General features: G+C 64.5%; 16 protein-coding genes. 8 read left to right on the top strand and 8 right to left on the bottom strand.

Annotation, left to right across the window (positions count from 1 at the left end; all coding sequences use genetic code 11):
• Positions 1 to 58 precede the first annotated feature (58 nt).
• Together JQ580_RS16520 and JQ580_RS16515 are read right to left on the bottom strand one after the other, a co-directional pair.
• A complete protein-coding gene (locus tag JQ580_RS16520; protein ID WP_212281111.1) occupies positions 59 to 1,501 on the bottom strand; it encodes a UdgX family uracil-DNA binding protein in 1,443 nt (480 codons plus the stop codon).
• Positions 1,501 to 2,736 carry a putative DNA modification/repair radical SAM protein gene (locus JQ580_RS16515; protein WP_212281110.1) on the bottom strand — a complete coding sequence of 412 codons (1,236 nt, stop codon included), beginning with the start codon at positions 2,734 to 2,736 and terminating at the stop codon, positions 1,501 to 1,503. The genes JQ580_RS16520 and JQ580_RS16515 overlap by 1 nt, the downstream gene beginning before the upstream one ends.
• 164 nt (positions 2,737 to 2,900) lie before the next feature.
• On the opposite strand from JQ580_RS16515, the gene JQ580_RS16510 reads away from it, so the two are divergent.
• The 3 genes from JQ580_RS16510 to JQ580_RS16500 are packed head-to-tail and all read left to right on the top strand — an operon-like array spanning position 2,901 to position 8,693.
• Positions 2,901 to 3,689 carry an ImuA family protein gene (locus JQ580_RS16510; protein ID WP_212281109.1) on the top strand — a complete coding sequence of 263 codons (789 nt, stop codon included), beginning with the start codon at positions 2,901 to 2,903 and terminating at the stop codon, positions 3,687 to 3,689.
• Entirely contained in the window at positions 3,586 to 5,238 is a 1,653-nt protein-coding gene (locus JQ580_RS16505; RefSeq protein WP_212281108.1) for a Y-family DNA polymerase, read from the top strand. Before JQ580_RS16510 ends, JQ580_RS16505 begins: the two co-directional genes overlap by 104 nt.
• The gene (locus JQ580_RS16500; protein WP_212281107.1) at positions 5,235 to 8,693 is read left to right on the top strand and encodes an error-prone DNA polymerase; all 3,459 of its coding nucleotides are present in this window, start codon (positions 5,235 to 5,237) and stop codon (positions 8,691 to 8,693) included. The genes JQ580_RS16505 and JQ580_RS16500 overlap by 4 nt, the downstream gene beginning before the upstream one ends.
• A gap of 178 nt (positions 8,694 to 8,871) precedes the next feature.
• Here JQ580_RS16500 and JQ580_RS16495 read toward each other — a convergent pair whose 3' ends face one another.
• Together JQ580_RS16495 and JQ580_RS16490 are read right to left on the bottom strand one after the other, a co-directional pair.
• Positions 8,872 to 9,642, bottom strand: coding sequence for an SDR family NAD(P)-dependent oxidoreductase (locus JQ580_RS16495; protein ID WP_212281106.1), 771 nt, complete (start codon positions 9,640 to 9,642; stop codon positions 8,872 to 8,874).
• A 198-nt stretch (positions 9,643 to 9,840) separates the two neighbouring features.
• On the bottom strand, positions 9,841 to 10,128 hold the full coding sequence (locus JQ580_RS16490; RefSeq protein ID WP_008136644.1) for a hypothetical protein: 288 nt from the start codon (positions 10,126 to 10,128) through the stop codon (positions 9,841 to 9,843).
• Between the two features lie 57 nt (positions 10,129 to 10,185).
• On the opposite strand from JQ580_RS16490, the gene JQ580_RS16485 reads away from it, so the two are divergent.
• The 3 genes from JQ580_RS16485 (at position 10,186) to JQ580_RS16475 (ending at position 16,131) form a co-directional block, all read left to right on the top strand.
• Complete coding sequence (locus JQ580_RS16485; RefSeq protein WP_212281105.1) at positions 10,186 to 11,586, top strand: CoA transferase; 1,401 nt, start codon at positions 10,186 to 10,188, stop codon at positions 11,584 to 11,586.
• Between the two features lie 145 nt (positions 11,587 to 11,731).
• Positions 11,732 to 12,976 carry an efflux RND transporter periplasmic adaptor subunit gene (locus tag JQ580_RS16480; RefSeq protein ID WP_212281104.1) on the top strand — a complete coding sequence of 415 codons (1,245 nt, stop codon included), beginning with the start codon at positions 11,732 to 11,734 and terminating at the stop codon, positions 12,974 to 12,976.
• A 38-nt stretch (positions 12,977 to 13,014) separates the two neighbouring features.
• Positions 13,015 to 16,131: an efflux RND transporter permease subunit gene (locus tag JQ580_RS16475; RefSeq protein WP_212281103.1), complete on the top strand. Its 3,117-nt coding sequence runs from the start codon at positions 13,015 to 13,017 to the stop codon at positions 16,129 to 16,131.
• A 2-nt stretch (positions 16,132 to 16,133) separates the two neighbouring features.
• Here JQ580_RS16475 and JQ580_RS16470 read toward each other — a convergent pair whose 3' ends face one another.
• The 4 genes from JQ580_RS16470 to JQ580_RS16455 form a co-directional block, all read right to left on the bottom strand.
• Positions 16,134 to 17,096, bottom strand: coding sequence for an amidohydrolase family protein (locus JQ580_RS16470; RefSeq protein WP_212281102.1), 963 nt, complete (start codon positions 17,094 to 17,096; stop codon positions 16,134 to 16,136).
• A 167-nt stretch (positions 17,097 to 17,263) separates the two neighbouring features.
• Positions 17,264 to 18,694 (bottom strand): TolC family outer membrane protein, encoded by a 1,431-nt coding sequence (locus tag JQ580_RS16465; RefSeq protein ID WP_409363206.1) that lies wholly within the window; start codon positions 18,692 to 18,694, stop codon positions 17,264 to 17,266.
• 186 nt (positions 18,695 to 18,880) lie between these two features.
• The gene (locus tag JQ580_RS16460; protein ID WP_212281100.1) at positions 18,881 to 19,660 is read right to left on the bottom strand and encodes an enoyl-CoA hydratase; all 780 of its coding nucleotides are present in this window, start codon (positions 19,658 to 19,660) and stop codon (positions 18,881 to 18,883) included.
• Between the two features lie 152 nt (positions 19,661 to 19,812).
• Positions 19,813 to 20,502, bottom strand: a complete 690-nt coding sequence (locus JQ580_RS16455) for a hypothetical protein (protein ID WP_212281099.1) — start codon at positions 20,500 to 20,502, stop codon at positions 19,813 to 19,815.
• Positions 20,503 to 20,793: 291 nt separating this feature from the next.
• Between JQ580_RS16455 and JQ580_RS16450 the strand changes: the two genes are divergently transcribed.
• Both JQ580_RS16450 and JQ580_RS16445 read left to right on the top strand, forming a co-directional pair.
• The gene (locus JQ580_RS16450) at positions 20,794 to 21,339 is read left to right on the top strand and encodes a sigma-70 family RNA polymerase sigma factor (protein WP_212281098.1); all 546 of its coding nucleotides are present in this window, start codon (positions 20,794 to 20,796) and stop codon (positions 21,337 to 21,339) included.
• 2 nt (positions 21,340 to 21,341) lie between these two features.
• Complete coding sequence (locus JQ580_RS16445; RefSeq protein ID WP_212281097.1) at positions 21,342 to 21,980, top strand: NrsF family protein; 639 nt, start codon at positions 21,342 to 21,344, stop codon at positions 21,978 to 21,980.
• Positions 21,981 to 21,987 lie beyond the last annotated feature (7 nt).

The raw sequence follows: 21,987 nt of genomic DNA, 5'->3' as shown, positions 1-21,987 counted from the left end.
CGATGGATTTGAAGGCCGGATGACAAGCGGCGGTTGAAAGCCGTTTTCCTGCCAGTATTTAGGCGGCCCGCGCGGCTTTCTTCTGCAAACCGGCAGCGATCTTCAAATCGTCGACGAAGCGCTGATATTCCAGCGCCTTGGCTTCCGGATCGGGCAGCCGCAGCAAATAAGACGGGTGCACCGTCACCAACGCTTTGCGTCCCTCGGGAAGGTCGATGAGCCGGCCGCGGGTCTTGCCGATGGGGGTGATCTTGCCGAACACGCTTTGCGCGGCGGTCGCGCCCATCGCCACGATCAGACCGGGCTGGATTGCCGAGACTTCCCGTTCGAACCATGGCCGGCACGCCTTGATCTCCGGCGTATTCGGCTTCTGATGCAGGCGGATCTTTCCGCGCGGGACGAATTTGAAGTGCTTCACCGCGTTGGTGACATAGACCTTCTTGCGGTCGACACCGGCTTCCTCAAGCGCACGGTCGAGCATCTGGCCGGCCGGGCCGACGAAAGGATGGCCGGCAAGGTCTTCCTTGTCGCCGGGCTGCTCGCCGACCAGCATGATATTGGCGTGCTTCGGGCCCTCGCCGAACACGGTCTGGGTCGCATCCTTGTACAGCGGGCAGGCGCGGCAATGCGCAGTCTCTTCGCGGAGCGCTTCGAGATCGTCGGCGGCAGTCGTGTGTATCATCGGAGCCTCCGGTCGCTTCTGAGGCTTGTGCGGATCGGTTGCGGCATTGGCGATCATGGCGCCGGTCATGCGTTCGGCATCCTCGATCAAGGGCCTAATGATCGAAGCCTCGGGCAGGTTCCTCCAATATTTCTTCGGCATCTCTTTCTGCATCGCCTTTACCTTCAATCGGGCCGGATTGAAGATGCTGGCATAGTAGCGCCGCCAGGTTTCCTCCAGCCGGTCTTCGCTCGGCGCCTCGCTCTTGTTGACCCCCGGTGTGAACGAAAGCGCAAGGCCATCCCAATGCGCACTGAGATCCGGCGTCAGGATCGACCACGGCATATCGGCGAACCGCTTGGCGAAGAATGGCGCGGCGAGCTCGACGATGTGATGCTCTGGTTCGAACCAGGCGACGAAATGCGCTGCGCGTTCGCGTCCTATCTCGCGGAAGCGGACGAAGGCATGCATCTTGTGCTCGTCGCGGCGGACTCCCTTCGCCATGGCCGCGACCTGCGCGACATCAGGATCGATCGCGACGTCCATGAGATCGTGATTGTCTTTCAGGCGCCAGAGCAGGCGATAGAGGATCGCAAAGCGCTCGGGATCGCGATGCAGGATCGCGGTCCTGGCGAGATCGACGAATTTGCCTGATACGTTGAAGGTGCCCTCGTTCACCGCGAGGATCGGAGACGGCGCTTGCGGCGCGAATAAGTCCGCGTCGCGGCCCTGCACGGTCCAGGCGACGTCGGCAGGCTGCACATGATGAAGCGCGAGGCTGCGCGCGGCTTTGCGCCAGCCATCGAAATCGGTTTCGGTGTCGAGGGTGATATACTGCATCAGAAGCCAAACCCCAATTGCGTTGCCTTCGGCTTGAATCGCTCGATCAGCCCGGCGGCATCGAGGCGATGCGGCGAGGGGCGGTGGTCGCTGAGGACGATGAACGGCAGCGCCTTGTTGCGGGGCACGTGCAGCCGGGCGAGATCGGCGAGGCGGATCGTGGTGGTGCGCCGTGTCGCGATGATGCGTTCGACGGCCTTGGTGCCGAAGCCCGGCACGCGCAGCAGCTCCTCGCGGCTGGCGCGGTTGATGTCGAGCGGGAAGCGGTCGCGATGGCGCAGCGCCCAGGCGAGCTTCGGATCGATGTCGAGCGGCAGCATCGCGCTATCGTCGACGATCTCGCCGACATCGAAGCCGTAGTACCGCATCAGCCAGTCTGCCTGGTAAAGCCGATGCTCGCGCAGCAGCGGCGGTTGCACCAAAGGCAAGGCGCGGCTGGCGTCGGGAATCGGGCTGAAGGCGGAATAATAGACGCGCCTTAACTTGTATGATCCGTAGAGATTGGAGCTGGTGTGGAGAATGGTATGGTCGGAGGCGCTATCGGCGCCGACGATCATCTGCGTGCTCTGGCCTGCCGGCGCGAAGCGTTGCGGCCTGGCTTTCGTCTTCGCTACGCGGTTCTCCTCAGCCTCGTCCAGCTTCAGCCGCAGCCGGCCCATGGTGCGGCGGATCGCGCGCACGTCCTTCTCCGGCGCGAATTGCTGCAGGCTTGTCTCCTCGGGCATCTCGATGTTGATGGAGAGACGATCGGCATATTTGCCGGCCTCCGTGATCAGCGCGTCGTCGGCCTCGGGAATGGTCTTCAGATGGATGTAACCGCGGAAGTGATGCTCCTCGCGCAGTTTTCGCGCGACGCCCACCACCTGCTCCATCGTGTAGTCGGGGCTGCGGATGATGCCGGAGGAGAGGAACAGGCCTTCGATGTAATTACGCCGGTAGAAGTCGAGCGTCAGCTTGACCACCTCCTCGACGGTGAAGCGGGCCCGCGGCACATTGGAGGAGGCGCGGTTGACGCAATAGAGGCAATCGTAATTGCAGGCGTTGGTCAGCAGCACCTTGAGCAGCGAGATGCAGCGGCCGTCCGGCGCATAGGAATGACAGATGCCCATGCCCGGCGCGGTCGAGCCCATGCCCTTGCGGTCGCTGGAATCCCGCTTCTCGGTCCCGCTGGAGGCGCAGGACGCATCGTACTTGGCGGCGTCTGCCAGAATTTCCAGCTTGCGTTGCACGTCCATCTTGAAATCCCTTTGATTCAACTGACGAATCTGACGGAGCACCAATTCGATTGACTCCCCGGCCGCCGTTAGCTTTATATTAGAACATATCATGAACAAATGAGCCAGCCGCTGGTTCTTATTTTTAAGAGCCATCGGCAATCACCCCTGAAGGAGCGGCGAGCATGAGCGGCGCACGCATGAGCGCGCTTGCGACCTTGCGCGGCCAGATCGAGCGCATCGAGACGGCCGCGGTCGTGCATCCGCACGATCGGGTTGCGCTCGGCCACAACCAAGCCGATAGCGCACTGAAGGGCGGCCTCGCGCGCGCGGCGATCCACGAGGTGTTTTGTGCTGGGTCTCAGGGGACGGCCGCCACCGGCTTCGTCATGGGCCTCGCCGGGCGCGTCTCGGCGCAGCGGCCTCTGCTGTGGATACGGCAGGATTTCTCGGAGATAGAGGCGGGCGCACTGTCGATGAGCGGGCTCGCCGAGCTCGGCCTCGATCCACGCCGTGTGGTGATGGTGCGCGCTGCCGATGTCGAGAGCGCGCTGCGCAGCTCGGCCGATGCGCTGGCCTGCGATGCGCTCGGCGCCGTCGTGCTCGAGCTCTGGGGCGAGACCAGGCAGTTCGATCTGGTGGCGAGCCGCAAGCTGACGCTGGCCGCGCAAGGCTCCGGCGTCACCGGCCTGATGCTGCGCATGGCGGCGCAACCGCTGCCTTCGACTGCAGAGACACGATGGATGCTGCGCGCGGCGCATTCTCCGCCGGGGTCAGTGTGGGACGCCTGGGGCGCGCCGCGCTTCGATGCCGAGCTGTTGCGTAATCGTCATGGCCCGTGCGGCCGGTGGATCATGGAATGGAATTGTGATGAGTGCCAGTTCAGTGAACCGTCGACGTATTCTCAGCCTTTGGCTGCCACGCCTGCCGATCGACAGAATTCAACGTTTCTTCGACAGCGTCGGGCTGGGTAAAGTCAGGGCGTTTTCAAGCGAAGTGGGTCGCGGTGCGCGTGAAGAAAGCGCGTCAAAACAAAAAGACGAGCCCTGCATCGTCGTCATCAAGGACAACAATGCACTGGTCATCCATGCGCTGGACGAGGCCGCCGAGCGCCTCGGGCTGTATATCGGTCAGCCCCTGGCCAATGCGCGGGCGATGTGTCCGGACTTGAAGGTGTTCGACGCCGATGTCGTTGCCGATGCGAAGACGCTCAGCGACATCGCCGACTGGTGCGATCGCTTCACGCCGCTGGTGGCGCTGGATCCGCCGCATGGGCTGTTCCTCGACATCACCGGCTGTGCGCATCTGTTCGGCGGCGAGGCCGCGTTGTTGCAGACGCTGGTTCGTGCGCTCGGCCGACAAGGCTTTGCCGTCAGCGCGGCGATCGCCGGCACCTCGGTCTGCGCGCGCACGCTGACGCGGCAGGCCGCGGGCAGCATCGTTGCAGATGGCGGGGAGGCGGCGGCGATCCGCCGGTTTCCGGTGTCCGCGCTCGGTGCGGGTGAGGCCATCACCACGGGCCTGCGCCGCGCCGGGCTAAAGACCATCGGCGATGTCGCCTCCCGTTCGCCGAGCGAGATCACGGCGCGGTTCGGCGCGCGGTTCTCCACACTGCTCGCGCATGCGCTGGGGCAGGGCGATGCGCCGATCAGCCCGCGCAAGCCACTGCCCGATTACATCGTGGAGAAGCGCTTTGCCGAGCCGATCGCGACCGACACTATGATCGCGATGACGCTGTCGCGGCTGGCGGACACGCTGATTGCGTCGATGGAGAAGCAGGGCAAGGGCGCCCGCAGGCTGGAAGCCGCGTTCTTCCGCACCGACGGTGTGGTGCGCGCGATCATGGTCGAGGCCGGGCGGCCGGTGACGCAAAGCAAGGTCATCGACCGGCTGTTCCGCGAGCGCCTTGACGCGCTCGCCGATCCCCTCGATCCCGGTTTCGGCTTCGACATGGTGCGCCTGTCGGCAAGCCGCACCGAGATCGTGGTGCAGGAGCAGCGCGATCTCGATGCCCATGTCCATGACAATGACGAGCTCTCCGCCCTGATCGACCGCATCGCCGCGCGCATCGGCGGAAAACGTGTCGTCGTGCACCTGCCCGAGGACACCCATATCCCCGAATGCGCCGTGATGGCCGCCTCGGCGCAGCATCGTCTCGCTGCTGCCATGCAGGCCGAATGGCCGGCGCGGACCGAAAGCGAGCCGCCGCTGCGTCCCTTGCGGCTGTTCGACAAGCCGGAACCGATCAAGGTGCCGTTCGCGGCCGTGCCCGATGGACCGCCGCATCAATTCACCTGGCGTCGCGCGCTGCATGCCGTGGTGCGGGTGGAGGGGCCCGAGCGTATCGCGATGGAATGGTGGCGGCAGGACGGCAAGCAGCTGACGCGGGATTACTTTCGCATCGAGGACGCCGAAGGCCTGCGCTTTTGGATCTTTCGCGACGGACTTTACGAGGGGGAGGTGTTCGACGGCGACGGCGAGGCTGCTTCTCCCGGCTGGTATGTGCATGGCCTCTTCGCATGAGTACGCCTGCTTATGCCGAAATCGGCATCACCACCAACTTCTCCTTCCTGCGTGGCGGCTCGGATCCGCGCGCCTATGTGCATCAGGCCAGCGAGCTCGGCCTTCCCGCGATCGGCATCGCCGATCACAACACGCTCGCCGGCGTGGTGCGGGCCTGGAATGAGCTCGATAACGACAAGGTGCTGCACAAGCCGAAACTGCTGATCGGCACGCGCATCGTCTTCAGCGACGGTACGCCCGACATTCTGGTCTATCCACGCGACCGCGCCGCCTATGGCCGGCTGTGCCAGCTCCTGACCCGGGGCAAGCGTGGCGACGACATCACGCGGATCGAGAAGGGCGAATGCCGTCTCGCCTTCGCCGATCTCCTGGAGTTTTCGCAAGGCCAGCTCCTGGTCCTGACGTTGCAGCATCGCTTCGAGCCGGCGCAGGCGCTGGATGTGCTTGCAAAGCTGAAGGCAAGCCGCGCCGGGGGCGTGTGGCTGGCGGCGAGCCTGATCTATCGCGGCGACGACCGCCGCCGCTTGGCGCGGCTCGATGATCTCGCGGCCAAAGCAAATGTGCCGCTGCTCGCGACCAACGAGGTGCTCTATCACGAGCCCGGCCGCCGTCCGCTTCAGGACGTGCTGACCTGCATCCGGGAAAAGACCACGATCGAGGCGATCGGGAAGAAGCTGGAAGCCAATGCCGAGCGGTTCATGAAGACACCGCGTGAAATGGCGCGGCTGTTCCGCGATTTTCCCGAGGCGATCGCGGAGACCATGCGTTTTGCGGGGAAGATCGACTTCTCGCTCGACCAGCTCAAATACCAATATCCGGACGAGCCGGTGCCGCCGGGCAAGACCGCGCAAGGACATCTGGAGGATCTGACCTGGGCGGGCGTCGACAAATATTTCGGCGGCATCGAAAACATTGACGCGAAGCTGCGCGCCACCTTGCATAAGGAGCTCGCGCTGATCGCCGAGCTGAAATACGCGCATTACTTCCTCACCGTGCACGACATCGTGCACTATGCGCGCAGCCAGAATATTTTGTGCCAGGGGCGCGGCTCGGCGGCGAATTCGGCCGTGTGCTACGTGCTCGGCATCACCTCGGTCGACCCGACCAAGGTCGATTTGTTGTTCGAGCGCTTCATCTCCAAGGAACGGCTGGAGCCGCCTGACATCGACGTCGATTTCGAGCATTCGCGGCGCGAGGAGGTGATGCAATATGTCTATCGCCGCTATGGCCGCCACCGCGCCGCGATCATCGCGACCGTCATTCACTATCGCCCGCGCAGCGCCATCCGCGACGTCGGCAAGGCGCTGGGTCTGACCGAGGACGTCACCGCAGCGCTCGCCGACACCGTCTGGGGCAGTTGGGGCAAGGGCCTCAACGACATGCAGGTCAGGCAGGCCGGGCTCGATCCCAGCAATCCCATGATCAATCTTGCGGTCGAGCTTGCGACCGAACTGATCGAATTCCCCCGTCATCTCTCCCAGCATGTCGGCGGCTATGTGCTGACCCAGGACCGGCTCGACACCTATGTGCCGATCGGCAATGCCGCGATGGACGACCGCACCTTCATCGAATGGGACAAGGACGACGTCGACGCGCTCAACATGATGAAGGTCGACGTGCTCGCGCTGGGCATGCTGACCTGCATCCGGAAATGTTTCGATCTGATCGACCAGCACAAGGGCGAGCGTCTTGCGTTGGCGAGCGTTCCGCAGGACGACCCGAAGGTTTACGACATGCTGTGTGCCGGGGAGTCGCTCGGCGTGTTCCAGGTCGAGAGCCGCGCCCAGATGAACATGCTGCCGCGCCTCAAGCCGCGAACCTTCTACGATCTGGTCATCGAAGTCGCGATCGTGCGGCCCGGACCGATCCAGGGCGACATGGTGCATCCGTATTTGCGCCGGCGGAAGATGAACCCGGAGGATATCGAGTATCCCTATCCGAAGGGTGGCAACAAGAACGAGCTTCGCGAGGTCCTTCACAAGACGCTCGGCGTGCCCCTGTTTCAGGAGCAGGCGATGCGGATCGCGATCGTGGCCGCAGAGTTTTCTTCGGAGGAGGCCAATGGGTTGCGGCGTGCCATGGCGACGTTTCGCAATGTTGGGACCATTGGCAGTTTCGAAGAGAAAATGATCGGCAATATGATCCGCAGAGGGTATGATCCTCAATTCGCGCGAAACTGCTTCGATCAGATCAAGGGTTTCGGCTCCTACGGTTTCCCGGAGAGCCACGCCGCGAGCTTTGCGCAACTCGTCTACATCTCGTCATGGCTGAAATACCATCATCCCGACGCCTTCTGCTGCGGCCTCTTGAACTCGCAGCCGATGGGGTTTTATGCGCCGGCGCAAATCGTCGGCGATGCCCGCAAGAACGGTGTCAAAGTGCGGGACATCGACGTGTCCTATAGCTTTGCGCAGAACACGCTGGAGAATACGGACGGCAAATATTGCGCCGTGCGCCTCGGTTTCCGCCAGATCGACGGCTTCCACTGGCTGGACGAGGATGAAGAGCAGTTGAAACGCTCTCAGTCGTCACTCCATGGCGCGAAAAGCGCGAACCCGGAATCCATCAGGCAGCATATGCCGGGCGGAATGGATTCCGGGTTAGATGCTGACGCATCGCTCCGGAATGACAATGTGGAGAGGGTGCCCGACTGGGCCGACCGCATCGTTGCCGCGCGCAACCGCCGGCCCTTCACCTCGCTCGAGGATTTCGCCCGCGATACCGGCCTGCCCAAGCGCGCGCTGATCCTGCTGGCAGATGCCGACGCGTTCCGCTCGCTCGGGCTCGACCGCCGCGAGGCGCTGTGGCAGGTGCGGCGGCTGCCCGACGACGTGCCGTTGCCGCTGTTCGAAGCCGCGACTGCGCGCGAGCAGCCGGACGAGCATGCCAAGCCGCTGCCGGCAATGCCGCGCGCCGAGCAGGTGGTCGCGGACTACCAGACCATCCGGTTATCGCTGAAGGGCCACCCGATGGAATTCCTGCGCGAGATGTTTTCGCGCGAGCGCGTCGTCGCCTGCAGGGAGATCAGCCACGAGAACGAGCGGCGCCGCGTCCGCTGTGCCGGCGTGGTGCTGGTGCGGCAACGGCCGGGCAGTGCCAGCGGCGTCGTATTCATGACGCTGGAGGACGAAACCGGCATCGCCAATGTCGTGGTCTGGCCCAAGATCATGGAGCAGTACCGGAAAGAGGTGATGGGCGCACGCCTCATCGAGGTTCAGGGTTATATCCAGAGCAGCCCCGAGAAGGTAACGCATCTCATCGCCCAGCGCTTGATCGACCGCTCGCACGATCTGGTTGGCCTCGCCAACGACGCGCTGAGCCGGAAACATCCGATGCCGCTTGAGACCGGGGGCGAGCTCAATGACGATCGTCGCGATCTTCCGGACATGCCCGCGCAGAAGATTCGCCATCCTCGCAACGTCCGCATCCTGCCGCCGTCGCGGGATTTTCATTGAGCAGGGGGCGGGATGCTGCCGCACTGACCAAGTTGTTGAGACGGCCGTGCTTCACAAACTCGGTGTCATACCCCGCGGAGGCGGGGTATGGAGTACGCTGCGGCTTCTCGGCGCAATCGCTGTCGTCTCGGAAAACTGGGTCGCCCGGTCAAGCCGGGCGATGACAGTATGGTTGCCTCTAGAAATTCACCCGGTTCGAGATCGCGCCGTCCACGACGAGATTCGATCCCGTGGTGAATCCCGACACCGGGCTTGCCAGAAACACGGCCGCACTCGCGATTTCCTGAGGCGTCGCCATGCGTCCCGTGGGATTGCGCTTCATCGCGTCGTTGTAGCGTTCGGGCATGTTCTTCTCGACCATCTCCCAGACCCCGCCCTTGAAATAGACCGTGCCGGGCGACACGACATTGACGCGGATCTTCTTCTTCGCATGTTGCCGCGCCAGTCCCTTGGCCATGTGGATCAGCGCCGCCTTGATCGGGCCGTAGGAACTGGCCGTGTCGGCCTGCGCCGCCGAGATCGAAGAAATGATGACGAAGGCAGCATCCCCGCTTTTTTCTCCGCTCGCTTCGAGGAACGGCCGCGCGGCGTCGAACGCGTGCACGGCGCCGAGCAGGTCGAGCCTGAAGTTCTGCTCCCATGATGCAGCATCGTGGCCCTGCGCCATCGCGCCGGCATTGGAGAACAGCATGTCGATGCCGCCAAGCTCTCTAGCCGCACCCTCGATCCAGGATTTCAGCGCCACGCCGTCGGTGACGTCGACCGGGCCGCCGGTGGCGTTGACGCCCTGCGCCTTCAGCTCGGCGACGGTGGCTGCAACCTGATCGGCATTGCGCGCGCACACCGCGACATTGGTGCCTTCACCGGCCAGCGTCGCCGCAATCGCTCGCCCGATGCCGCGCGTGCCGCCAAGCACGATGGCGTTTCTTCCCTTGAGACCGAGATCCATTGTTGGTTTTCCTTTTTGTTAATCGTACGCAACTTAGTTGTTTCAACTAAGATGTCGAATTCATTCTCGGGTCATACCCCTCGAAATCGGGGTATCCAGTAATCCCTGACGTCGCGGCTCTATCACCAGCGCCTCTGGAATACTGGATCATCCGCCTTCGCGGATGATGACACGTGCGAGACCGAAGAGCGCGTCCGCTCACTCCGGCGCTGCGCCGACCGGCGGACCGCCGGGCGGGCGGTGCAGGAACGTGAGCGAGGCATAGGCACCGGCCCAGGAGCCGATCGCGGCGAAGGCAACGTAAAAGGCGTTCTCGGTGTAGCTGATGACGGCATAGGAGGAGAGCAGGTACCAGACCGCGCTCCAGTTCGCCGCCGGCACGCGTTTTCGTGCGATCACGGCCGAGGTGAACATGACATAGACTGCGTCTGTGGCAGCCGTCGCGATGAATACGGCGCCCGCGGTGAGAGGATCGATGGCGGCCATTGCAATTCCTCATGCGCTGATGGATGGTCGCGGAAAAGCTAGGGGAGAGAAGCGGCCATGCAAAGCCCTGCCGACATTCTCAAGGACATCTGGACCTCCGCCGGTGGCGATGCGCCGGCGCTCGGACGCGTCCGGCTGAGCGGCGAGGAGCCTCAGCTTCCGTCCTCGTTTCGCGTCGCAATTGCCGGACAGACGACCATCGCCGCTGCCGGCCTTGCCGCCGCGGAGATCTGGCGGCTGCGCAGCGGACAGGCGCAGGACGTGAGCGTCGATCTGCGCCACGCCGTCGCCGAATGCCGTTCCGAGCGGTATCTGCGCGTCGACGACAAGCCGCCGCCGCCGGCCTGGGACGCCATCGCCGGCGTCTACAGGACCGGCGACAATCGGTTCGTTCGTTGCCACACCAATTTCCCGCATCACCGCGATGCCGTCTGCAAGGTGCTCGGCTGTGATGCGGAGCGCGACAAGGTGCAGGCGGCGCTGATGCAATGGAAGGGCGAGGATTTTGAAGCCGAGGCCTACGCCGCGGGCGGCGTCGTTGCGCTGATGCGCTCCCACGACGAATGGTCGGCGCTGCCCCAGGCGCGCGCGCTCGCCGAATTGCCGCTGATCTCGATTGAGAAGATCGGCGAAGCCCCGCCAAAGCCGTGGCCGGAAGGCGATCGTCCGCTCGCAGGTCTTCGCGTGCTCGATCTCTCCCGCGTCATTGCGGGCCCCGTCGCAGGGCGCACGCTCGCTGCGCATGGTGCGGATGTGCTGCTCGTCTCAGGACCGGGGCTGCCCGCGATCGACTGGCTCACCATCGACACCGGCCGTGGCAAGCTGACCACCTTCATCGAGTTGAAGAGCGAGACGGGCAGGGCGCAATTGCGCGACTTGTTGCGGGACGCCGACATCTTCTCGCAGGGTTATCGCCCACGCGCGCTCGCTGCCCTCGGCTTTGCGCCCGAGGACGCGGCCGAGATCAACCCGGGCATCGTCTACGTGACGCTGTCGGCCTATGGCCATGCCGGCCCCTGGGCCGGGCGTCGCGGCTTTGATTCCCTGGTGCAAACCACCACCGGATTCAACCACAACGAGGGGTGTGCTGCCGGCCTCGATGGCCCGAAGGAGTTGCCGGCGCAGATGCTCGACCACGCCACCGGCTATCTAATGGCGTTCGGCGCGATGATGGCGAAGATGCGCCAGGCGCGCGAAGGCGGCAGCTGGCACGTGCGCGTGTCGCTGGCGCAGACCGGACGATGGCTTTGGAATCTCGGCCGCCTCGCTAGCGGACTGAACACGCCGGATCTTACGGGCGAGGCCGTACATGCTGCGTTCATCGAGAGCATGCCATCTGGCTTCGGCATGTTGAAGGCAGTGCGTCATGCGGCGTTGCTGTCGACGACACCGGCGCAATGGTCTCGTCCGGCCATGCCGCTCGGCAGTCATCCGGCGCAGTGGCCGGCGCGAAGCTGACATGAAACTGACATGTCGCAAAATTTTAACGCAAACCGAAAGGCGCGCAGCGTTTTTTAGGTTGTTTGAAATCCTAATTCGGCACTATTAGCGCGACCGATAAGGCAGGCATCTGCCAAGATCGTCGCAGACACGACCGGGCTCCATGGTAGTTGAAAATACCAAGCGATTGCAGGTGTTTACAAAGCAACGGGTGATCGCATCCGTAGTTCTACTATCCCTTGCCGGCGCCGGTGCCTACGGCTTCCTTGGTTCGGGCTCGAAGGACAAGAAGCACTCCGAGATCTCCAGCCAGTCGCGCAGGAATGCGCAGAACTTCACGCCGACACCGTCGGAATGGGCGTCGCTGACGATCGAGCCGGTCAAGGCCAGAGCCTTCCGCGCCGAATATGTCACTGAAGGCAAGGTCGCCGTCGACGAGGACCGTTCGACGCCGGTGTTCTCGCCCTATGCCGGCCGGGTTACCAAGCTGCTCGCCAAGCCGGGTGAGATGCTGAAGCAGGGCCAACCGCTGTTCACGATCGAGGCCGCCGATACGGTGCAGGCCCAGAACGATTTCATCGCAGCAATGACCGCGCAGAACAAGGCGAAGTCGGCGATCGACCTTGCCGACATCCAGTTCAAACGGGCCAAGGACCTCTATGAAGGCCGCGCCATTCCCTTGAAGGATTATCAGCAGGCGGAAGCGACGCAGGTCCAGGCGCAAAACGACATGCGCTCTTCGGCGACCGCGCTGGAAGCTGCGCGCAACAAGCTGCGCATCCTCGGCTTCACCGACGAGACCATCAAGGCGTTCCAGGACAAGGGTGTCATCGATCGGGAGATCACGATCCACTCGCCGATCGCCGGCACGGTCGTGCAGCGCAAGATCGGCCCCGGCCAATATGTCAATTCCGGCGCCAGCGATCCTGTCTTCGTGGTCGGCGATCTCTCGACTGTCTGGCTCACCGCCTTCGTGCGCGAGAGCGATGCCGCTGCGGTCTGCGTCGGCCAGGACATCACCGTCAACGTGATGGCGCTCCCGGGCCGCCCCTTGACCGCCAAGATCAATTACGTTGCTGCCGCGATCGACCCCAACACCCGCCGCCTGATGGTCCGCGCCACCATCGACAACAAGGACGGGCTGCTCAAGCCCGAGATGTTCGCGAACGTCACGATCTATTCCGCGGGTGACCGCGCCGCGCCCGCGGTGCCGAAGCAGGCGCTGATCTACGAGGCCGACAAGGTCCGCCTCTGGGTCGCACGTGAGGACAAATCGGTCGAGCTGCGCGAGATCAAGATCGGCCTCATCAACGGCAACCTCGTCGAGGTCACCCGCAATCTGAATCCCGGCGAGCAGATCGTCGTCAAAGGCAGCCTGTTCATCGACCGCGCGGCGTCCGGCAGCTGATCGACCGCCCAAGAAAACGAAACAAGCTGAAGACCTGAATGGATCGCCTCGTCGCCCTTGCCGTGAACCGGCGCTTCCTGATGGTCGGGATGTTCGTCGCCGTGCTGATTGGCGGCGTCATCGCGTTCAACCAGCTCAACATCGAGGCGTATCCCGATCCGACCCCGCCGATGGTCGACATCGTGACGCAATCGCCGGGGCTGTCGGCGGAGGAGATCGAGCGCTACATCACGATCCCGATCGAGACCCAGGTCGCAGGCCTGAAGAACATCACGACCATCCGCACCATCTCGCTCTACGGTCTTTCCGACGTCAAGATTCAGTTCTCGTTCGCCTACACCTATGACGAGGCGTTGCAGCAGGTGTTGAACCGCCTCGCGCAGCTCGCGCCGCTGCCGGGCAACGTGCAGCCGCAGATCTCGCCGCTCAGCCCGATCGGCGAGATCTTCCGCTACCGTCTCGTGGGCCCGCCGAACTACAGCGTGCTCGATCTCAAGACCATCCAGGACTGGATCCTGCAGCGCCGCTTCCGAGCCGTGCCGGGGGTCATCGACGTCACCGGCTGGGGCGGCAAGAGCAAGACCTATGAGCTTCAGGTCGACTTCAACAAGCTGGTCGCCAACGGCCTGACGCTGCCGCAATTGCTCCAGGCGGTCGGCAATTCCAACGTCAATGTCGGCGGCAATACCGTCAATATCGGCCAGCAATCGGCCGTGGTGCGCGGCGTCGGACTGATCCGGTCGATCGACGATCTCGCCAATACCATGGTGGCGCAGAGCGGCGGCAATCCGGTGCTGGTCAAGGACGTCGCCACTGTCACCGTCGGCCAGAAGCCGCGCCTTGGCATTGCCGGCCTCGACGAGTCCGACGACATCGTGCAGGGCATCGTGCTGATGCGCCGCGGCGAGCAGAGTTCGCCGACCATCAAGCGCGTCCACCAGCTCGTCCGGCAGATCAATAACTCCAGCATCCTGCCGCCCGGCGTGCGCATCGAGCGCATCTACGACCGCGGCGACCTGATCGCGCTCACCACCCACACCGTACTGCACAACATGGTGGTCGGCATTCTCCTGATCGTGCTGTTGCAGTGGATCTTCCTGGGTGACCTGCGGAGCGCGCTGATCGTCGGCGCCACCATTCCGTTCGCGCTGTTCTTTGCCGTCATCATTCTGGTGCTGCGCGGGGAATCGGCCAATCTGCTGTCGGTCGGCGCGATCGATTTCGGCCTGATCGTCGATGCCACCGTCATCATGGTGGAGGCGATTTTCCGCCGTCTGACCCAGACGACGCCGATGTCCGAGACCGAACATATGTCCAATGAGACGCTGTTCGGCATGAAGAGCCACGCCATCCTCAGCGCGGCCGCCGACGTCTCGCGCTCGATCTTCTTCGCCGCGGCGATTATCATCGCGGCCTTCCTGCCGCTGTTCACGCTGTCCGGCGTCGAGGGCAACATCTTCGGACCGATGGCCCGCACCTATGCTTATGCGCTGGCCGGCGGGCTCCTTGCGACCTTCACCGTCACACCCGCGTTGTCCGCGATCATCCTGCCCGCGCATGTCGAGGAAACCGAGACCAGGGGGATGCGGATTCTGCACCGGCTGTACTCGCCGTTGCTGCGATGGGCCGTCGCCAACCGCAATATCGTGCTCGGCGGTGCGGTCGGTCTCGTGCTGATGACGGTGGCGCTGAGCCGGCTGCTCGGCCTCGAATTCCTGCCCAAGCTCGAAGAGGGCAATCTCTGGATACGCGCCACGCTGCCGCCGACCATCTCGCTCCAGGAGGGCAACTCCTACGTCAACGAGATGCGCAAGCTGATCCGCGCCCGGCCCGAGGTCGAGTCCGTGGTGTCGCAGCACGGCCGTCCCGACGACGGCACCGATGCCGCCGGGTTCTTCAACGCCGAGTTCTTCGCGCCGTTGAAACCGATCAGCGAATGGCCAGGCACCCGCGACAAGGAGGAGCTGACCGCGCAACTGCTCAAGCAGCTCGACGACCGCTTCCCGGGCGTCGAGTTCAACTTCTCGCAATATCTCCAGGACAACGTCTCCGAAGCCGTCTCCGGCGTGAAGGGCGAGAACTCGATCAAGCTGTTCGGCAGCGACCTTCAGGCGCTCACCGACACCGCCAACAAAATCAAGTCGGTGCTGGCCACGGTGCAGGGCGTCACCGACCTTGCGGTGTTCACCTCGCTGGGGCAGCCGACCGTCCAGATCGACATCGACCGCGCCAAGGCCGCGCGCTATGGCCTCGCGCCGGGCGACATCAACGCCACCATCAAGGTCGCGATCGGCGGCGATACCGCGGGCGATCTCTACGAGTCCGGCTCCGATCGTCACTTCCCGATCATCGTCCGGCTCGCGCCGGAATATCGCCGCAGTGCCGAGGCGATCCAGAATTTGCGCATTGGCGCGCCCGGACCGAACGGCACCGTCACGCAGATTCCGCTGAGCGAGGTCGCCACCATCAGCCTCGTCTCGGGCGCGGCCTACATCTATCGCGAGCAGCAGGAACGCTATCTGCCGATCAAGTTCTCGGTGCGCGAGCGCGACCTCGGCAGCGCCATCAGCGAGGCCCAGCAAAAGATCGCCGAACAGGTGCAGCTGCCGCCTGGCTCGCGCATGGAATGGGTCGGCGAGTTCGGCAACCTCCAGGACGCGATTCGGCGGCTCTCGATCGTGGTGCCGATCTCGCTGGCGCTGATCGGCGTGCTGCTCTGGTTCAACTTCGGCTCGATGACGGATACGCTGCTCGCGATGAGCGTGATCCCGATGGCGATCTTCGGCGGCGTTCTGGGGCTGTTGATCTCAGGTACGGCATTCAGCGTCTCCGCGGCGATCGGGTTCATCGCGCTGTTCGGCATCGCCGTGATGGACGGCATTATCATCCTGTCGCAGTACAACCAGCTGATCGAAGAGGGCATGGACCGCATGAGCGCGGTGGTGCGGACCGGCGAGCTTCAGCTCCGGCCCGTGCTGATGACCTGCGTCGTCGCCGGCGTCGGGCTGCTGCCGGCGGCGCTGTCGGAGGGCATCGGCTCGCAGGTGCAGAAGCCGCTTGCGGTCGTCGTCGTCACCGGCATGATGCTGGCGCCGATCGTGATCCTCGTGACCTTGCCGGTCCTGATCTCGTTCTTCTCGCGCCGCGCACGCTGAGGTCAGAACCCGTAAAGTCGTGCCGGGTTGTCGACCAGGATCTTCTTGCGCACATCGGCGTCCGGTGCCCACACCGGAAGCTGGTTGAGCAGGCGGCCGTCGTCGATCTGATAGAGCGGCGCGATGTCGGTGGGCTTGCGTCCCTCGACACGGCTCGAATCCGGATGCGGCCAGTCAGTGCCCCAGACGATGCGGTCCGCATTCGCCGCGATCAGCGCCCGTGCATAGGGCACCATGTCCTGATAGTCGGGCGCAAGCTTCGACGAGCGATACGCGCCGGAGATCTTCACATAGGCCTTGCCGGATTTGACGAGCGCGACCAAGTCCGCAAATCCCGGTTGCTCCAGCCCGAGCGAGGCCTCGAGCCCGCCGAAATGGTCGAACACGGCGGGCACCGGCGCGGCCAGCACGAGGTCCTTGATCGCGGAAATCATCGGCAGCGTCGTATAGAGTTGCACATGCCAGCCGCGTGCCTTCATGCGCTCGACGGCAGCGGTGAAGCGGGCGCGGCCGACGTCGGGATCGCTGATGCCGCCGGTCGCCAGATTGATGCGGATGCCGCGGAAACCTTCCTGCTGCATCGTATCGAGCTGTGCCTCAGTGGTCTTGTCGTCGATCACGGCCACTCCGCGCGCGGTCGCGCCGCGCGCCTTCATGCCGAATAGCGTCGAGGAATTGTCGGTACCATAGACGCTCGGCGTCACGATCACCACGCGCTCGATATGCAGCGCCTTGTGCAGTGCGGCCATTTCCTCGGGGCTCGCCGGCTCCGGCGTATAGACGCGCCCCGCGAAGAATGGAAACTTTTCGACATCGCCATGGATATGGGTGTGACAGTCGCAGGCGTGCAGCGGGACTTCGAAATTGACCGGCGTTGCGGGCTGCGAAGCACGTGCGTGGGCTTTGTTGGTCATGGCTGCTCCGGCGGCAAGGGAGGCGAACAGGACGCCGCGTCGGCTGAGCATGGTTTCTCTCCTGCTTCGTTATTTGAAAACGATGCCGAGACAGTATCACATCGGCCTGGCAACCGCCGCACTTCGCTGCATAGCTGCTCGACGAGATCCGCAAGCGGGCGTGAGCCGTCAACGCGCAACGTCGGGCAGGGCGCTCGAAGGCTCCCCGTTGCGAACCGCTACTGCCCGGACGGCGTGCGCAGCCCGTGCCAGGCGTCGCGAACCTGGTGGTAGTGCACCTCCGGCAGATAGTCGGGCGTGTTCAGGCTGAGCGTCTTGACGTCGAGATGACCGATGGCGCTGAGCAGCGTGTAGGAGGCGATGACGCGGTCGCGGTTGGCGCCGATCAGGCGGGCCTTGGCCTGGATCAGATCGGCCTGCGAGTTCAAAACATCGACCGTTGTGCGTTGTCCACCGGCAGCCTCGCGCTGCACGCCCTGGAGTGCGACGGTCGCGGCCTTCACTTCGGATTCCGAGGCAGACACGGTGATTTTGGCGCCCTCGTTGGCGACCCAGGCGCTCACGGCCGCCGTGCGCGCCTGATTGCGGACCTGGTCGAGCACGAGGCGGCTTTGCGCCGTAATCTCCTTGGCCTGCCGGGTCTGCGCGGCGGCCTGGCCGCCGTCGTAGATCGGCGCGGTGATGTTGGCGACGATCGAGGCCTGGTCCTCGGCGAAGGTGCCGAGGGTCGGATCGTTGTTGCGGCTCTTGCTTGCGCTGCCCTGGATGGTGGCGCTCGGCAGCAGGGTGCCTTCCGCGATGCGGATGTTGGTGGAGGCGACGTCGACGTCGAAGCCGGCGGCCAACACCGCCGGATGCTGGCGGATGGCCATTGTCATCGCGTCGTCGCGGCTCTTCGGCAGATAGCGATCGACCGTTTCGGCGGGCCGAAGCTGCGACGGCGCATTGCCGATCACCTGCGCGTAGGTCGCCTGGCTGATGGCAAGCGAGACTTCGGCCGCGTTGAGATCGGCAAGGCCGCGGTTGAGGCGCGCTTCGGCCTGCGCGCTGTCGGTCGGCGTGACATCGCCGGCGTTGAGGCGGCGCTGGGTGACCGAGAGCGTCTCGCGCAGGAAAGCGACGTTGGAACGCTGCGCCTCGACCAGCGACTGGTTGGCCAGCACGTTGGTGTAGGCGGTGACCGCGTCGAGCAGCACGCCCTGGCCCACATTGCGCAGCGCCTCGCGGCCCGACTGCACCTGGAGCTCGGCGGCGCGCACATTGTTGGCGGTGCGGAAGCCGTTGAACAGGGTCTGCGTCACGGTGACGCCGATGATCCATGGCTTCAGATTGCCGGTCTGAATGGTGTTGTCGGGCAGCAGATTGCGCACCGATTGCAGGCCGGCGCTAAGGCTCGCCACGATCTGCGGCCGGTAACCCGCGAGGGCCTGCGGCACGTTCTCGTCCGTGGCGCGTTGTCGCGCACGTTCGGCATTGAGCTGCGGATTGGTCTGGTAGGCCTTGGCGAGCGCCTCGGGCAGAGCTTCAGCCCCGGCGGCGGACGGCAAGGCGCAGCACAGCACCAGCGCGGTCCATGTCGCAAGCGCAGGACCCACGCCTGATCGATGCCGCGTCATCTCGCGACCAGCTCTGGCGGTACGCCCAATCATGTAATCCCGTTTAACCCGGCTGTCCGCCCCCGCCGACGGTGGCCTCTTAACTGTTTAACCAGCCGAGGTCCCGCAGGCAAACTGCCGCGGGGGAAACCCCCATGAAATCCGTGCTTGTTGCAGCTTCGTCACAGGGAGTCCGCGGGAACGCGGTCGAGCCTTACACCAGCCTGACCGTGCGCCGGATTACCTGTTCTTGTTCACCGGCTTGCGCTTCTCGATGAACGCCGCCATGCCCTCGGAGCGGTCCTCCAGCGCGAAGGTCGAGTGGAACAGGTTGCGTTCGACGCTCATGCCCTCGGCAAGCGTGGTCTCGAAGGCGCGGTTCACCGCTTCCTTGGCCATCGCGGCCGCAGGGCGCGACATAGCGGCGACCTTCTCGGCCGCCGCCATCACCTCGTCCATCAGCTTGTCGGCGGGCACGATGCGGCTGACGAGGCCGCTTCGCTCGGCTTCCGCCGCATCCATCATGCGGCCGGTGAGGCAGAGGTCCATCGCCTTGGACTTGCCGATGGCGCGCGTCAGGCGCTGGGTACCGCCGATGCCGGGAATGGTGCCAAGCGTGATCTCGGGCTGGCCGAACTTGGCGGTGTCGGCGGCGATGATGAAATCGCACATCATGGCGAGCTCGCAGCCGCCGCCGAGCGCATAGCCGGAAACAGCGGCGATGGTCGGCTTGCGGCAGCGCGCGACTCGGTCGCCGCCGATCGCGGCAAAATCCTCCGAGAACATGTCGATGAAGCCCTTCGGCTGCATCTCCTTGATGTCGGCGCCGGCGGCAAAGGCCTTCTCGCTGCCGGTCACGACGATGCAGCCGATGGCGTCATCGGCCTCGAGATCGTCGACGGCAGCTGCGATCTCGCGGAAGACGCCGAAGGAGAGCGCGTTGAGCAGCTTAGGCCGGTTCAGCTTGATGATGCCGACCGCGCCTTTGCTCTCGACGATGATGTGTTCGAACGTGCTCATGCTCCACCCACGTTTTTTGATCAGGCGGGCAATGTGCCCGCTGGCGCGGTGGGCTTCAAGGGGGCTGAGAGAGGCCAAAACACACAGCGGGATGCGCGTTCCGGTGACGGTCTCTCAAGCCAGAAATCCAGTCTCGGAATTCGGGCCAGCGCTCACGCCATGAACATGCGCGCGGCGGACGCCAGCGTTAGCAGCGTGCCGACGCCGATGAAGATCTTGCCGATCAGGGAGCTCTGGTCCCAGGCCGAGCTCTGCTGGCTGCTGGCCATCACCGGTGCCGGTCGGGGCTGTGCCTCGGTTGCGGCGATTACCGCCTTCTGCGCCGGTGGACTGTCCTGTTGCGCGGCGCGGTCGATGTCGTTGAGCTGATCGGGGGCGATGACCTGATTCTCGGCGTTCTGGCTCTCGCCATTCGCAGCGTTGGTATCGTCGGCCGCTGCCTGGACATTGCCGTTGGCGCGATCCGTCATCGCGGAGGCCGCTGCCGCAGTCGGGGTATCGGCGGCGGCGAGCTGCGCATTGGCGTTGGCAACCGCCGGCGGCATCTGGCTCGAGACCGCCACGTTGGTGTCGGTCTTGGTGTCGGCTTTCGGCTCGTCCTTTGCGGGAGCATCAGCCTTGTCCACCGAAGCCTTGTCGGCCGATTTCTGCACCGTCTTGCTGCTGACGTTGCGGCGTGACTCGTGGCGTCGGTGCTTGCTCGGCTTGGCCGCATCGGCCTGCTTGCCCGCGCCGTCCGATTTGGTGGTGGATGAGGCTGGTGCCGCCTGTGCAAAGCCGCCGAACAGCAAAAAAAGCCCGGCCAGAACAATCAGGGCCGCGCGCCCGCTGGCTTTCATCATGGTGATGATCTCCCCAATTCCGCCCGTCCCGGGACCGAACAGAGACCCTGGGGCGTGACGACAGCGGGGCAGAAAATGGGAATCTTCGGGCTACACCGGGCAAAACCGGGGCAAACCGGCACTCATGGAGCCAGCCGCCCGGTGCGGGACGAGCCGATCTCTGTTATGAGCCGGCGCATACGTCGATGGCCGGGCCGAAGACGACGCCGGCACTCGATCACGAATTCGTGATCTCGTCGGGCTGGCGTAACAATTTGAACGAGCGGCCGAATTGCTTTGTGAGGGGCGCGCGTGCGCGGACGTGAGGACGAATGGACCGGCCTGATGCGGTCGGCCATGGCTGGCGATGATGCGGCGTATCATCGCCTGTTGAGGGCGGTCACGCCGGTGCTGCGCGCGGCTGCGAGGCGAGGCCTGGCCCGGGCCGGCCAGCCTCCCGACCAAGCAGAGGATATCGTGCAGGAGATTCTGTTGGCGGTGCATCTGAAGCGGCACACCTGGGACAGCGAAGCCCCCTTCGCGCCCTGGCTGTTTGCCATCGGCCGCAACAAGCTGATCGACGCGCTGCGCCGGCGCGGCAGGCGCGTCTTCGTCAACATCGAGGATTTCTCCGAAACCCTGCCGGGCGAGGCGCCCGAGGAAACGGCCTCCGCGGGCGAGGTCGCAGCCCAGCTCAACACCCTGCCGCAGCGCCAGCGCGACGTGCTGCAGTCGATCGCGGTCGAGAGCGCTTCGATCAAGGACACGGCGACGAAGTTTTCGATGAGCGAAGGCGCGGTGCGGGTCGCACTCCATCGCGGACTTGCGGCGCTGACGGCCAAACTGCGGGACCACTAGTCATGGACACCGATCAACTCATCCGTTCGCTCGCAGCCGACAACCCTCATCGCGTGCCGCGCGTCGGCGCCGTGCTGACCATGGCGCTGCTGGTGGCCGCGCCCTTGTCGATCCTGATCTTTGCGACGTTCCTCGGCGTGCGGCCGGACGTGATGACGGCCATGCACAACCCGTTCTTCGACATGAAGTTCGCGGTGACGCTGTCACTCGCGATCCCCGCAATCATCGTCAGCCTGCATCTGTCGCGCCCCGAGGCCCTGCTGCGTGGTTGGGGCTGGCTGCTGCTGCTTCCGGTCGGGCTGCTGGCAGTTGCGATCGGCAGCGAGGCGATGATGGCGCCGGCCATGCCGATGACGATGCGCTTGATGGGCAAGAACTCCAGGGTATGCCTGGTCGCAATTCCGGCAATGTCGCTGCCGCTGCTTGCGGGCGCGCTGTTCGGCCTGCGCCATGGCGCGCCCTCGCATCCCGCGCTGGCCGGAGCGCTCGCTGGCCTGGTGTCGGCCGGGCTTGCCGCGACGCTTTATGCCTCGCACTGCACCGACGATTCTCCCCTGTTCGTCGCAACCTGGTACACGCTCGCGGCGGCGGTGGTGACTGCGATCGGCGCGGCGGTCGGGGCGAGGGTTCTGCGATACTGACCGGGCC

The sequence above is a fragment of the Bradyrhizobium sp. SZCCT0148 genome (assembly GCF_018129985.1).
GTDB lineage: Bacteria > Pseudomonadota > Alphaproteobacteria > Rhizobiales > Xanthobacteraceae > Bradyrhizobium > Bradyrhizobium japonicum_H.
The sequence above is the reverse complement of the archived record's forward strand: the minus strand, read 5'-3'. Positions and strand labels throughout refer to the sequence as shown.

Coding starts and splice junctions, on each gene's coding strand:
- JQ580_RS16465 (WP_409363206.1), bottom strand. CDS start 18,694: ATGATTGGGCGTACCGCCAGAGCTGGTCGCGAGATGACGCGGCATCGA.
- JQ580_RS16470 (WP_212281102.1), bottom strand. CDS start 17,096: ATGCTCAGCCGACGCGGCGTCCTGTTCGCCTCCCTTGCCGCCGGAGCA.
- JQ580_RS16490 (WP_008136644.1), bottom strand. CDS start 10,128: ATGGCCGCCATCGATCCTCTCACCGCGGGCGCCGTATTCATCGCGACG.
- JQ580_RS16460 (WP_212281100.1), bottom strand. CDS start 19,660: ATGAGCACGTTCGAACACATCATCGTCGAGAGCAAAGGCGCGGTCGGC.
- JQ580_RS16495 (WP_212281106.1), bottom strand. CDS start 9,642: ATGGATCTCGGTCTCAAGGGAAGAAACGCCATCGTGCTTGGCGGCACG.
- JQ580_RS16515 (WP_212281110.1), bottom strand. CDS start 2,736: ATGGACGTGCAACGCAAGCTGGAAATTCTGGCAGACGCCGCCAAGTAC.
- JQ580_RS16520 (WP_212281111.1), bottom strand. CDS start 1,501: ATGCAGTATATCACCCTCGACACCGAAACCGATTTCGATGGCTGGCGC.
- JQ580_RS16500 (WP_212281107.1), top strand. CDS start 5,235: ATGAGTACGCCTGCTTATGCCGAAATCGGCATCACCACCAACTTCTCC.
- JQ580_RS16475 (WP_212281103.1), top strand. CDS start 13,015: ATGGATCGCCTCGTCGCCCTTGCCGTGAACCGGCGCTTCCTGATGGTC.
- JQ580_RS16510 (WP_212281109.1), top strand. CDS start 2,901: ATGAGCGGCGCACGCATGAGCGCGCTTGCGACCTTGCGCGGCCAGATC.
- JQ580_RS16455 (WP_212281099.1), bottom strand. CDS start 20,502: ATGATGAAAGCCAGCGGGCGCGCGGCCCTGATTGTTCTGGCCGGGCTT.
- JQ580_RS16480 (WP_212281104.1), top strand. CDS start 11,732: ATGGTAGTTGAAAATACCAAGCGATTGCAGGTGTTTACAAAGCAACGG.
- JQ580_RS16505 (WP_212281108.1), top strand. CDS start 3,586: ATGAGTGCCAGTTCAGTGAACCGTCGACGTATTCTCAGCCTTTGGCTG.
- JQ580_RS16485 (WP_212281105.1), top strand. CDS start 10,186: ATGCAAAGCCCTGCCGACATTCTCAAGGACATCTGGACCTCCGCCGGT.
- JQ580_RS16445 (WP_212281097.1), top strand. CDS start 21,342: ATGGACACCGATCAACTCATCCGTTCGCTCGCAGCCGACAACCCTCAT.